The organism is Micromonospora sp. NPDC005305 (genome assembly GCF_040607315.1).
Classification (GTDB): Bacteria; Actinomycetota; Actinomycetes; order Mycobacteriales; family Micromonosporaceae; genus Micromonospora.
The window spans coordinates 17,844-29,896 of sequence record NZ_JBEXGL010000027.1 but is presented as its reverse complement, the minus strand read 5'-3'; the positions used below and the strand labels follow the sequence as shown (position 1 = coordinate 29,896).

Below are 12,053 nucleotides of genomic sequence, written 5' to 3'. Positions count from 1 at the left end.
CGCACCCCCCCCCCGCCCCCCCCCCACCCCGTTCACCCCCCCCCCTCCCCCACCTGCCCTTTTATACCACTGCTCGTGCGCCCCCACCCCACCGGTTCCTGACGCAAACTCCTTGATCAACGCGCGAAATGGGGTGGGTCAGGGGGTGCGGAGGGGGGTGTGGGCGGTGCGGAGTTCGGCCAGGGCGGACGCGACGCCGTGCAGCAGGTCGGTGGCCTCGGTGAGGCGGCTGGCCGACGGGTCGTGGGTGCTCGGGTGGGCGTCCTCGGCCACGTAGCCGGCGGCGGCCACCACCAGCCGCTCGTACGCGGCCACCCCGCTCTCCAGTTGGTCGACCAGGGCGGCGTGCGCCTCGGCGAGCGACCCGCGCGCCTCGGCCGGGGCGAGCTTCAAGGCACGTTCCACGCCGGCGACCCGGTTGGCCAGGTCGCGCAGGGAGCGGTCGGCCTCGGCCGCCTCGCGGACCGCCGGCTCGGCCAGCCCGGTGAGCCGGCCGGCCAGCCCGGCGAGGGTCAGCGCGGCCCGGTCCAGGCGGGCCCACGCCTCGGACGCGGTGGTGCCGCGCAGGGCGAGGCGGGAGCGGACGCGGCGTACCTCGGCCAGGACGCCGGGGCCCACGGGCAGCCGCTCGACGGCGGCGACCAGCCGGGCACGGGAGCGGGCGGCGGCCTCGGCCGGATCGAGGGCCGGCGGGGCCGGCGCGGCGGCGAGGACTCTCAGGTCGGCCCAGCGCCAGACGGCGACGGCGATGGCACTGCCGGCGGCCCCGGCCCAGGCCGCGTCGGGCAGGCCCAGCCCGGCGTACGGGGTCAGCACGGCGGCGGCGCCGCCCAGCCCACCGGCCAGGACGCTCCAGCGCCGTGCGGACCTGCGCAACCTGCTCAGCCGGCGGAAGTGCCGCGCCCGCTCGTCGACCATCGGTCTCCCCCGTCCCCTAGCTCGTGGTGCTCTCCCCGGTGCCGCGCTCGCGGCTCATGTTGGCGCGAAGCTCCTCGAGCCGGGCGGCGGCCGCCGGGTCGGCGGGCTGCGCCACCCCGGGGCGCTCCTGCCGGCCGCCGAGCTGCTCGCCGGCCATGCTCGACCGGATCTGCTCCAGTCTCGCCGACCCGGCCGAGTCGAGGGTCGCCTTCTGGATCTCCAGCATCCGGCCCTCGACCGAGTTGCCGGCCAGTTCGGCCCGCCCCATGGCGTCGGCGTAGCGGCGCTCGATGCGGTCGCGGACCTCGTTGAGCGACGGGGTGGTGCCCGGGGCGGTGAGCGCCGACATCGACTCCAGCGAGCGGGCCACGGTCTCTTGCATCTTGGCCTGCTCGAGCTGGCTCATCAGCTTGGTGCGCTCGGCCAGCTTCTGCTGGAGGATCACCGAGTTGTTCTCGACCGCCTTGCGGGCCTGCGCGGCGGCGCCGAGCGCCTGGTCGTGCAGCGTCTTGAGGTCCTCCATCGCCTGCTCGGCGGAGACCAGCTGGCTGGCGAGCAGCTGCGCTGACTGCTCGTAGCGCCCGGCCTCGGTCTCGTCGCCGCGGCCCCGGGCCTGGTCGGCCAGGACCAGGGCCTGCCGGGCGTTGGCCTGGAGCTGCTCGACCTCGGTCATCTGCCGGGACAGCTTCATCTCCAGCTGGCGCTGGTTGCCGATCACGGCGGCCGCCTGCTGGACCAGCGCCTGGTGCTGGCGCTGGGCCTCCTCGATGGCCTGCTGGATCTGCACCTTCGGATCGGCGTGCTCGTCGATCTTCGCGCCGAAGAGCGCCATCAGGTATTTCCAACCCTTGACGAACGGGTTCGCCATCTCCGCCTTGTCCCCTCAGTAGCGTCGCGTCGCCCGACCGGGGTCGACCGGCGAGCCGCGCGGTGTGCCTCCATCGTCCCAGTCGGACGCCAACCCAGCACCCCGTACGACCCTGATCAACACTACGACGCGGTCGCCACCGGCGGCCACGGCGCGACGGGCGGGATCAGGCGGCGCAGACGACGTCCCGGTCCGCGGGGCGGACCCGGGTGGTGCGCAGCGTCGCCTTGAGCGGCGAGTCCTGGCGGACCTGGACGGCCACCGAGCCGTCGGAGGTGACCTGGCGGACCCCCCGGTTGGTGGCCTTGCGCACGGCCGCCGTCGCCTCGATCGACTCCTCGGCCACCGGCACCAGCACCCCGGGCATCTGCTCGGCCAGCGCAACCGTGTCGCTGACCTCGCGGAGCAGCTCGGAGAGGCGGGCGCCGAGCGCGTCGCAGATCGCGGCCAGCAGCTCGCTGGAGGGCTCCTTCTGGCCGCGCTCGATCTCGGAGAGGTAGCCGAGGCTGACGTTGGCGGCGGAGGAGACCTCGCGGAGGGTGCGGTGCTGACCCTGCCGGCGCGCCCGCAGTGCGTCACCGATCACCCGGCGTAGCAGAACCATCGCACCTCCCCCTGGACGGGAACCACCATCTCCGGCCGGCGTGCCGCGCCGGGCGCGGTGGACCGCCCCGTCGCCGGCGTCGTCCGCCGGAGCCTTCCCGCAACCGTACCCGTTGGTCGCCCCGACGACATCCCACCCCGCCTCTCCAATCCTGGGGAACCGATCTCGCGGGCCGGTCGGCGGCCCCGGGCCGGGCGAGCTGCGGTCGGGTTTGTCGCGGACCGGGTCACCGTTGGCCGGCTCCGGCCCGGTCGGTGCCGTCCGCCTCGTCGGCGGACTGCGCCTCGTCGGCCTGCGCGGCGGCGTGGATCTGCTCGGCGAGCAGGCGCAGCGCCTCGATCACCGCGGCGGAGCGGACGTGGTCCCGGCCACCGTCGAGGTGCAGCTCGCGCACCTCGGTGCCGCCGGGCCCGGCCGCCGCCACGTAGACCAGGCCGACCGGCTTGCCGTCCTGCGGCTCCGGTCCGGCCACGCCGGTGGTGGCCAGGCCCCAGTCGGCGCCGCAGCGCCGCCGCCCGCCCTCGGCGAGGGCGGCGGCCACGTCCGGATCGACCGGTCCGCGCTCGGCCAGCAGGTTCTCCGGTACGCCGGCCAGCTCCGACTTCAACTCGGTGGCGTAGACCACCAGGCCGCCCCGGTAGACCCCGCTGACCCCGGCGATCTCCACGATCGAGGCGGAGAGCAGCCCACCGGTCAGCGACTCGGTGGTCGCCAGCGTCTCCTTGCGCTCGTGCAGGCTGTGCACCACCGAGGCCGCCGGACTGCCGGCGGGCCGCTCGTAGTTCGCATCCGTCCCCATGCCGGCCCTCTCTTCCCGCCCCGCGGCGACCTACTCATCCTGCGCACGGATTCGCCGATCATGAGGTTATCGGCGGCGACGCGCCACGCGGGTCAGCGGGTGGGACGGCGCAGGCGCAGCGCCTGGGCGATGTAGTCGAAGCCGGTGAGCACCGTGACCACCACGGCCGCCCCCATGATCCAGGGACCGACCGGGGCCAGCGCGTCGGGCATCGGCCAGAGGTACCAGGTGATCGCCAGGATCTGCAGCGCGGTCTTGACCTTGCCGCCCCGGCTGGCCGCGATGACGCCGTGCCGGATCACCCAGAACCGCAGCGCGGTGATGCCCAGCTCGCGGGCGAGGATCACCGCGGTCACCCACCAGGGCAGCCGGTCGTACCAGGAGAGCAGCACCAGGGCGGCGCCGGTGAGCGCCTTGTCGGCGATCGGGTCGGCCACCTTGCCGAGCGAGGTGACCAGCCCGAACCGCCGGGCGATCCAGCCGTCCACCAGGTCGGTCGCCGAGGCCACCACGAAGATCACGCAGGCTGCCATCCGCCAGCCGGCGTGGCTCATCGCGGAGGCGACCACGGTGACCGCGAAGACCGGGACCAGCACCAGCCGCACCGCGGTCAGCACGTTCGCCGCGTTCAGCAGGGGCACCGGGGCCGCCACCGTCGACTCCGCTCCGGTCATGTCCGGCACCGCCCCTCGTGGCTTCCCCGTTCCGTCCGGGCCCGCCGTCACCGTGCCGCGCCGGGCGCCGCCGAGATCATCTCATCCGGTACGGCGAGCAAGTCGACTCCCTCCGTCGCGGTGACCGTGGCCCGGACCAGGTCGCCGGGGCGCAGCGCGGACAGGTCCACCCCGCCGCCCTGCGGGGCGACCAGGGTGGTCGAGCCGTCGACCTCGGGCGCCTGGTGGGCGGCCCGCCCCTCGACCACGCCGTCGGCGACCGAGTCGACCAGCACCTCCACCGTCGAGCCGAGCCGCTCCTCGGCCCGCTGCGAGCAGAGCTCGTCGGCGAGCGCGGCGAGCCGGTCGTAGCGCCGCTTGATCGTCGCGGCGGACACCTTGCCGGGCAGGCCGGCGGCCTCGGTGCCGTCCTCGTCGCTGTAGTCGAAAACGCCGATCGCGTCGAGGCGCGCCTCGGTCAGGAAGCGGGTCAGCTCGGCCACGTCCTGCCGGGTCTCGCCGGGGAAACCGACGATGAAGTTGCTCCGCGCGCCGGCCGCCGGGGCCAGCTCACGGGCGGAGGCGAGCAGCTCCAGGAACCGGTCGGTGGAGCCGAACCGGCGCATCCGGCGCAGCACCGGCTCGCTGGAGTGCTGGAACGACAGGTCGAAGTACGCGGCCACGCCCGGCGTGGTGGCGATCACCTCGACCAGGCCGGGCCGGGTCTCGGCGGGCTGGAGGTAGCTGGCCCGCACCCGCACGATCCCGTCGATCGCGGCGAGCTGCGGCAGCAGCTTCTCCAGCGCCCGGGGGTCGCCCAGGTCCTTGCCGTACGAGGTGGAGTTCTCGCTGACCAGCACCAGCTCGCGGACGCCGGTCTTGGCCAGCCACTCCGCCTCGGCGAGCAGCTCGTCCGGCGTCCGGGAGACGAACGCCCCACGGAACGCCGGGATGGCGCAGAACGCGCAGCGCCGGTCGCAGCCGCTGGCCAGCTTGAGCGAGGCCACCGGCCCGGTGTCGAGCCGGTGCCGCAGCACCTGCCGCAGGTGCGCCGGGGTGTGCTCGTCGGCCTCGGTGGCGACCCGGGTGGGGGTGCCGTGGCCGGGCAGCGACACGGCCGCCTCGCGGCGCTTCACCGGGGTGAGGGGCAGCAGCTCCCGCCGGTCCCGCGGGGTGTGCGCGCCCAGCGCCTCGCCGGCCACCACGGCGTCCAGGCGGGCGGCGATGTCCGGGTAGTCGTCGAAGCTCAGCACCGCCTGCGCCTCGGGGAGGCTGTCGGCCAGCTCGCGGCCGTAGCGCTCGGCCATGCAGCCGGCGGCGACCACCTTGGCGCCGGTGTCGGCGGCGGCCAGGAGCGTCTGGATCGAGTCCTGCTTGGCCTTCTCCACGAAACCGCAGGTGTTCACCACCACCACGTCGGCGCCCTCGCCGTCGGTGGTCACCTGCCAGCCGTCGGCGTGCAGCCGGGCGGCCAACTCCTCCGAGTCGACCTCGTTACGGGCGCAACCCAGGGTCAACAGGGCGACGCGACGGCCGTCGCCGCTGGCAGCGGTGGAGGGGGAGGTGGCAGACACCATCCGAGGGTACCGGGCCGGGCCGGGAACCCCACGACGGCCGGCCGGGGGCATCGGCCGGCTCACACCGAGCCGCGGGTCAGCGGGCCGCCGCGCCGACCCGGGCCAGCCGGTCGAGCAGGAAGACCTCCGTGCCGGCCAGGCCGGTCGAGCAGAAGACCGAGATCTGGTCCGCGCCGGTCCGGCCGGGAACCGCCCCGGCCAGCACCGCGCCCAGGTCGCGCAACCGGTCCGCGTACGGGTCGACGGCGGCGAGCATGGGCGGGGCGTACGCGGCCGCCTGGGCGGGCGAGTCGGTGACCAGCAGGTCGGCGGCGTCCAGCAGGTCCGGCCCGAACTCGTGCCGATCGACCTGCTTGAAGCCGACCGTGTTGACGTGGGTGCCCGGGGCGAGGTCGGCGGCGTCCAGCACCGGGCAGGTGCTCGTGGTGGCGAGCACCACGAGGTCCCGGTCGCGCACCGCCGCGGCGGCCGAGTCGACCGCGCGGGCCGGCACGCCCAGCTCGGCCCGGACCCGGGCGGCGAACGCCTCCCGGCGGGCCGCCGAGCGGCTGTGCACGGTCACCTCGCGCAGCGGGCGGACCGCGGCGGCGGCCCAGACCTGGGTCCACGCCTGGCGGCCCGACCCGACCACGCCGAGGGTGGCCGCGTCGGGGCGGGCCAGCGCGTCCACGGCGACCCCGCCCAGTCCCCCGGTGCGCCGCGAGCCCAGCTCCTCGCCGACGGCGATGGCGCGTACCGCCCCGGTGGTGGCGTCGTGCAGCACCACGAGCTGCCCGCTCTCCGGGTGCCCGAACGTGTCGTAGGAGCGGAAGCCGTACCAGTCGCCGGTGAGGTGCCCGGCCGTGAGCACCATCCGGCCGCCGCCGAGCGGGGCGGACGCCCGGGGCGGCGCGATGAGCCGTCCCTCGTACGCGGCCAGCAGCGCGTCCCGCATGGCGGCGACGGTGAGCGGGGCGTCCACGGCCGCGGCGACGTCTTCGTCGGAGAAGAGCACGGTCATGCCGACCATCGTGCAACCTCAAGTTCGCGTTAACTCCAGCGATGGTGGGGTTCGTCACCGTGCCGGACCGCCGGCCCCCGCGGTGCTAGCGTCGGATCCGGTGGCCCCGTGCCGCCCCGGACGAGTGGTGGGCGTACCCGGTCAGGCCAAGACGCCCCGCGTGACCGCCCGTCCCCGGCCCCGGCGGCCGGGCCCGTCCCGTCAGAGGTGACCCATGGCCTGGCTCGTGCTGGTGCTCTCCGGACTGCTGGAGACCGCCTGGGCGATCGCGCTGGACCGCAGCGCCGGCTTCACCCGCCCGCTCCCCTCCGTGGTCTTCGCCGTCTCGCTGGTCGCGAGCATGGCCGGCCTGGCGTACGCGCTGCGCGACATCCCGGTGGGCACCGGCTACGCCGTGTGGGTCGGCATCGGCGCGGTCGGCACGGCGCTGGTCGGCATGGTGGCGCTGGGCGAGTCCGCCAGCCTGCCCCGGATCGCCTGCCTGCTGCTGGTGGTGGCCGGCGTGGTCGGCCTCAAGCTCTTCCACTGACCGACCCGCCGGCGTCCCGTTTGGACGTCCTGCCGCCCGGGGTATCCCCTCCTCGCTTCACCCGAGAGGAAACCCACCGACGGAGGACATCATGGCCGACATGCCCGCCAGCACCCGCCCCCGCAGCAGCGCCGCCCGGATCTGCACGATCATCGGTTTCGTCTTCGCCGTCATCGCCATCTTCGTGCCGTTCCTCGGCCTGGTCGGGCTGATCCTCGGCATCGTCGGCGCGGTGCTCGGCGACAAGCCGCTCGGCTGGTACGCCGCCGTCGCGAACGTCGTCGGCGCCGTGCTCGGCATGGTGATCGCCGCCGCGATCCTGAATTCCTGACCCAGCAGCCAGCACGACGAGGGCCCGCCGGATTCCGGCGGGCCCTCGTCGCGTGACACGTCCGGGCTACTCCTCGCCGCCGCGCAGGCCGGCCAGGACCTCCTCCAGCTCGTCCGGCTTGACCAGCACGTCGCGGGCCTTGGACCCCTCGGACGGGCCGACCACGCCCCGGGTCTCCATGAGGTCCATGAGCCGGCCCGCCTTGGCGAAGCCGACCCGCAGCTTGCGCTGCAGCATCGAGGTCGAGCCGAACTGCGAGGTGACCACCAGCTCCACCGCCTGCACCAGCAGGTCCAGGTCGTCGCCGATGTCCTCGTCGATCTTCTTCTTGCTGTCCTGCGCGGGGGCGAGCACGTCCGGACGGAAGTCCGGCTCGCGCTGGTCCTTGCAGAACTTCACCACGTCGTGGATCTCGCGCTCGGTCACCCAGGCGCCCTGGATGCGGAGCGGCTTCGACGCGCCCATCGGCAGGAACAGCCCGTCGCCGCGGCCGAGCAGCTTCTCCGCGCCGGGCTGGTCGAGGATGACCCGGGAGTCGGCCAGCGAGGAGGTGGCGAAGGCGAGCCGGGACGGCACGTTCGCCTTGATCAGGCCGGTGACCACGTCGACCGAGGGGCGCTGGGTGGCCAGCACCAGGTGGATGCCGGCGGCCCGGGCCAGCTGGGTGATCCGGACGACCGAGTCCTCCACGTCGCGCGGCGCGACCATCATGAGGTCGGCCAGCTCGTCCACGATCACCAGCAGGTACGGGTAGGGCCGCATCTCCCGCTCGCTGCCCGGCGGCGCCTTGATCTCGCCGTTGCGCACCTTGCGGTTGAAGTCGTCGATGTGCCGGACCCCGTTGGCGGCGAGGTCGTCGTAGCGCATGTCCATCTCGCGGACGACCCACTCCAGCGAGTCGGCCGCCTTCTTCGGGTTGGTCACGATCGGGGTGACCAGGTGCGGGATGCCCTCGTAGCCGGTCATCTCGACCCGCTTCGGGTCGATCAGCAGCAGCCGCACCTCGTCCGGGGTGGCCCGGGTGAGGACGGACACCAGCAGCGAGTTGAGGCAGGACGACTTGCCCGCGCCGGTGGCGCCGGCGATCAGGATGTGCGGCATCTTGGCCAGGTTGGCCACCACGTAGCCGCCCTCGATGTCCTTGCCGAGCGCGACCACCATGGGGTGGTGGTCGCTGGTGGCGGCCCGCGAGCGCAGCACGTCGCCGAGCGCCACGTTCTCCGGGTCGGTGTTCGGGATCTCCACGCCCACCGCGCTCTTGCCCGGGATCGGACTGAGGATCCGCACGTCCGGGGACTTCACGGCGTAGGCGATGTTGCGGGAGAGCTGGGTGATCCGCTCGACCTTGACGCCCGGCCCCAGCTCGACCTCGTACCGGGTGACCGTCGGGCCGCGGGTGAAGCCGGTGACCGCGGCGTCCACATCGAACTGCTCGAAGACGCCGGTCAGCGCGGCGATGACCTCGTCGTTGGCCTTGCTCCGGGTCTTCGGCGCGGCCCCGCTGCCCAGCATGTTGGCCGGCGGCAGGGTGTAGTCCCCGGCCAGCCCGGTGAGCGCGAGCTGCTCGGCACGGGTGGGCAGCGGCGAGTGCTCCGGCGGCTCGACCGGCTTGCGGCTGGCCGGCACCCTCTTGCGGGGTAGCACCAGGGTGTCCTGGAGGTCGACGCCGTCGAGGTCGTCGTCCGGGTCCAGCGGGTCCAGCGGCGGCGGCAGGCGCTTGGCGGCCCGCTTGCGCGCGGGCTTCGCCGCCGCCTCGGGCTCGGCCTCGGCCTCGTCGCCGCCGGGCGGCGGCACCAGGCCGGCCCGCAGCCCGAGCCGCTCCGGGATCTTGTTGATCGGGGTCGCCGTGATGACGAGCAGCCCGAAGACCAGCAGCAGGAGCAGCAGCGGCATGGCCACCCAGGCGGTGACCGCGGACTTGAGCAGGTCGCCCACGCCGGCGCCCAGCAGGCCGCCCGCGTAGTCGCGCTGGACCTCGTCGACCGGGTCTTGTCCGATGTGCAGCATGGCCGCCGTGGCGAGCAGCATGGAGCCCCAGCCGACCAGGCCGCGGCCCCGGTGCTCGGGATCGGCCGGGGTGCGCATGAGCCGCCAGGCGCCCACCATGAGCAGCACCGGCAGCACGATGGCGATCGCCCCGACGAAGAGGCGGGCGGTGTCCGCGAGGTGCCGGCCCATCGGCCCGGCGCCGCCGGACCAGATGCCCACCGCGCTGAGGATGGCCAGGCCGAACAGGAGCAGCCCGGCCCCGTCACGTCGGTGCTCGGGGTCCAGCTCGCGGGCGGTGGCGGCCTGCCGGCCGGCGGCCCGGAACGCCCAGCCCACGCTGTGCGCCAGCCCCATCCACAGAGCACCCAGCGCCCGGCCCGCGAACGCCGCCGGGCTCGGCCCACGCGCCGGGCGCCGCCGAGCGGTCGCCCTGGTGGCCTTCTTGGCCGGCTGGCGGGCACGGCTGTTCGTGGTTCCGCGCGGCGACGCGCCGCGTCGCCGGCTCGCCTGAGAGGTACGGCCCGCCATAGAGTCACCGTAACGGCGGGACCCGGCAGATCGCCGCTTTTCCGGGTCGTGTCCGCGCGTCGCGGCACGGATCCGCCGCCGTTTGTGTTATTCGCCTCAGAAGGGATGCCCTCATGGCGTCGCCGGAGATCGAGGACGGTCCGGACGGCCCCCTGGCCGGACACCCGCAGGCGCTGCGACCGCTGACCGGCGAGCTGATCGCCGCCGTGCTGGCCAACCGGGGGTACGCGGTGGCCGAGGACGCCGACGGCGACCTGGTGGGCCGCTGGGGCGAGAGCCTCATCTGGTTCTTCCGCCGCGGCGCCGCCGGGGAACTGCTCCAGGTGCGCACCGTCACGGCGCACCGGTTCGGCATCGAGCGGGTCCCCGACCTGCACGCCTTCTGCAACGCCTGGAACCACGACCGGCTCTGGCCCAAGGCGTTCGTGCACGTCGCGGACGACGGGCTCGCCCAGGTCTGCGGCGAGGTGACCACCGACCTGGAACGTGGCGTGACCCCGCACCAGCTCGACCAGTTCATCGACTGCGGCGTCACCACCGGCTGCCAGCTCGCCGCCGCCGTGGCGGACCTGCCCGGCGGGGAGCTGCGATGACCACCTTCCGGGACCGGGGGCTGGCCGACGCCCTCGCCGACGCCCGGGACCTGCCCGACGGCGAGGCGCGCTGCGCCGAGCTGGAACGGATCGCCGCCCGGGCCGACGCCACCGGCGACCCGCGCACCGCGCTGGCAGCGCGGTTCGCGCTGGTCGAGGCGTACCTGCACCTGGGCGAGCGGTGGCGGACCGTGGAGCCGGTACGCCGCTGCGTGGCCACGGTGGACCGCCGGCCCGGGCTGCTCGACGGCCGCCCCGGCGAGGCCGAACGGCTGCACCGGCACCAGCGGCAGGCCGTGGAGGCGCTCTTCGGCACCCCCCGGGTGGCCCTGGACCAGGCCCGCTCCCTGTTGGACGATCTCGCCGACCGGCTCGGCCCCGGCGCCGGACCGGTGGCCGAGCTGCGCTGCCGGCTCGCCGACCACCTCGGCGACGAACCGACCGCCCGCCGCGAGTACGCCCGCTGGTCCGCCGGCGACGCCGCCGACCCGGTGGCCGGCTGCGCGGCCTGCGCCCCGGCGCGCCGCGCCGAGCTGCTGGCCGGCTGGGGCGAGCCGGCGGCCGCGCTGGCCGTGCTGGAGCCGGTGCTCGACGGCGAGCCGGGCTGCACCGACCAGCCGGAGCGGGCGCTCGCTGCCGGGCTGCTGCCCTGGCTGCGCACCGGCGACGCGGCGCGCGCCGCCCGGGCGCACGTGCGGGCCTACCGGCGGCACCGCCGGGAGCGGACGGCCTTCCCGCAGCTCGCCGCGCACCTGCGGTTCTGCGCGCTGGGCGGGCACCTGGGCCACGGCCTGGACGTGCTGGCCGAGCAGCTGCCCGAGCTCGACCACCCGGCCGACGACCTGTCCGCCATGGAGTTCGCGGCGGCGGGCGCGCTGCTCTGCGGGCTGGCCGCCGAGGCCGGTCTGGGCGAACGGCGGATCCACCGTCCCGGGCACGGGCCCCGGCCCGCCGCCGAGGTGGACGTGTCCACGCTCGCCGGTCAGCTCCAGGCCCTCGCCACCACGCTGGCCGGCAGCTTCGACGCCCGCAACGGCACCGGCCACCAGTCCGGCCGGATCGCCTCCTGGCTGGCCGAACGGCCGCTCGCCGAGGCGGTGCCGCTGCCCGCCGAGGACGAGATCCCCGGCGATTACGCGGCCGAGCCCGGGCCGCCCGGCGAGGAGGAGCCGGCCCCGCTGAGCCTGCGGATGCTCACCGCCGCCCTCGACGCGCGCGGCGACGCGTACACGGTGGAGCCGGACGGCACGGTGGTGGGGCGCTGGGGCGAGGCGGTGGTCCAGTTCCGGCGGCTCGGGCCGCAGGGTGAGGTGCTGCACGCCCGGGCCGTGGCGCCGCGCCGGCTGCCGGCCGCCCGCCGCGCCGAGGCGTACGCGTTCTGCAACGCCTGGAACCACGACCGGCTGCTGCCGGCCGCGTACGTCCACGATCCCGGCGACGGCACGCTGCTGCTGGCCGCCGACGTCACCACCGACCTGGCGTACGGGGTGGCCCGGGCGCAGCTCGTCGTGCTGGTCACGGCGGCGGTCAGCACCGGGGCCGCGTTCGCCGAGGCGGTCGCCGCACTGCCCTGAGCCCGGAGCAGGCGAGCCCGGACGCGGCGCGACCCCCGGCCACCGGGCGGTGGTGGACGGGGGTCGCGGTCCGGTGCCGCCGGGAGTCGA

General features: G+C 75.3%; 12 protein-coding genes and 1 riboswitch. Of the genes, 4 read left to right on the top strand and 8 right to left on the bottom strand.

Translation table 11 applies throughout. The annotated features are described in order from the left end of the window. Positions 1 to 138: 138 nt before the first annotated feature. The 7 genes from ABZS80_RS29385 to ABZS80_RS29355 all read right to left on the bottom strand — a co-directional run bounded on the left by ABZS80_RS29385 (position 139) and on the right by ABZS80_RS29355 (position 6,419). Entirely contained in the window at positions 139 to 918 is a 780-nt protein-coding gene (locus ABZS80_RS29385) for a hypothetical protein (RefSeq protein WP_355060892.1), read from the bottom strand. Between the two features lie 16 nt (positions 919 to 934). Further along, positions 935 to 1,786: a PspA/IM30 family protein gene (locus tag ABZS80_RS29380; protein ID WP_355060890.1), complete on the bottom strand. Its 852-nt coding sequence runs from the start codon at positions 1,784 to 1,786 to the stop codon at positions 935 to 937. A gap of 166 nt (positions 1,787 to 1,952) precedes the next feature. Next, a complete protein-coding gene (locus ABZS80_RS29375; RefSeq protein WP_355060888.1) occupies positions 1,953 to 2,390 on the bottom strand; it encodes a helix-turn-helix transcriptional regulator in 438 nt (145 codons plus the stop codon). Between the two features lie 226 nt (positions 2,391 to 2,616). Then, a complete protein-coding gene (locus tag ABZS80_RS29370) occupies positions 2,617 to 3,189 on the bottom strand; it encodes a CinA family protein (protein ID WP_355060886.1) in 573 nt (190 codons plus the stop codon). A gap of 92 nt (positions 3,190 to 3,281) precedes the next feature. Next, on the bottom strand, positions 3,282 to 3,863 hold the full coding sequence (gene pgsA, locus ABZS80_RS29365; RefSeq protein ID WP_151461199.1) for a CDP-diacylglycerol--glycerol-3-phosphate 3-phosphatidyltransferase: 582 nt from the start codon (positions 3,861 to 3,863) through the stop codon (positions 3,282 to 3,284). Positions 3,864 to 3,910: 47 nt separating this feature from the next. Further along, positions 3,911 to 5,419: a 30S ribosomal protein S12 methylthiotransferase RimO gene (rimO, locus tag ABZS80_RS29360; protein WP_355060884.1), complete on the bottom strand. Its 1,509-nt coding sequence runs from the start codon at positions 5,417 to 5,419 to the stop codon at positions 3,911 to 3,913. A gap of 76 nt (positions 5,420 to 5,495) precedes the next feature. Next, positions 5,496 to 6,419, bottom strand: a complete 924-nt coding sequence (locus ABZS80_RS29355; RefSeq protein ID WP_355060882.1) for an ornithine cyclodeaminase family protein — start codon at positions 6,417 to 6,419, stop codon at positions 5,496 to 5,498. A gap of 93 nt (positions 6,420 to 6,512) precedes the next feature. Beyond that, positions 6,513 to 6,580, top strand: a riboswitch (guanidine-III (ykkC-III) riboswitch). A 53-nt stretch (positions 6,581 to 6,633) separates the two neighbouring features. On the opposite strand from ABZS80_RS29355, the gene ABZS80_RS29350 reads away from it, so the two are divergent. After that, positions 6,634 to 6,948: an SMR family transporter gene (locus tag ABZS80_RS29350; protein ID WP_355060880.1), complete on the top strand. Its 315-nt coding sequence runs from the start codon at positions 6,634 to 6,636 to the stop codon at positions 6,946 to 6,948. 91 nt (positions 6,949 to 7,039) lie between these two features. Next, on the top strand, positions 7,040 to 7,279 hold the full coding sequence (locus ABZS80_RS29345; protein WP_151461196.1) for a hypothetical protein: 240 nt from the start codon (positions 7,040 to 7,042) through the stop codon (positions 7,277 to 7,279). 66 nt (positions 7,280 to 7,345) lie between these two features. Here the strand turns inward: ABZS80_RS29345 and ABZS80_RS29340 are convergent, their stop codons facing one another. Next, a complete protein-coding gene (locus ABZS80_RS29340) occupies positions 7,346 to 9,796 on the bottom strand; it encodes a DNA translocase FtsK (protein ID WP_355060879.1) in 2,451 nt (816 codons plus the stop codon). Between the two features lie 113 nt (positions 9,797 to 9,909). Here ABZS80_RS29340 and ABZS80_RS29335 point away from each other — a divergent pair, with 113 nt between their 5' ends. Together ABZS80_RS29335 and ABZS80_RS29330 are read left to right on the top strand one after the other, a co-directional pair. Then, positions 9,910 to 10,389: a YbjN domain-containing protein gene (locus ABZS80_RS29335; protein WP_151461194.1), complete on the top strand. Its 480-nt coding sequence runs from the start codon at positions 9,910 to 9,912 to the stop codon at positions 10,387 to 10,389. Further along, on the top strand, positions 10,386 to 11,963 hold the full coding sequence (locus ABZS80_RS29330) for a YbjN domain-containing protein (RefSeq protein ID WP_355060877.1): 1,578 nt from the start codon (positions 10,386 to 10,388) through the stop codon (positions 11,961 to 11,963). Before ABZS80_RS29335 ends, ABZS80_RS29330 begins: the two co-directional genes overlap by 4 nt. Positions 11,964 to 12,053: the final 90 nt, after the last annotated feature.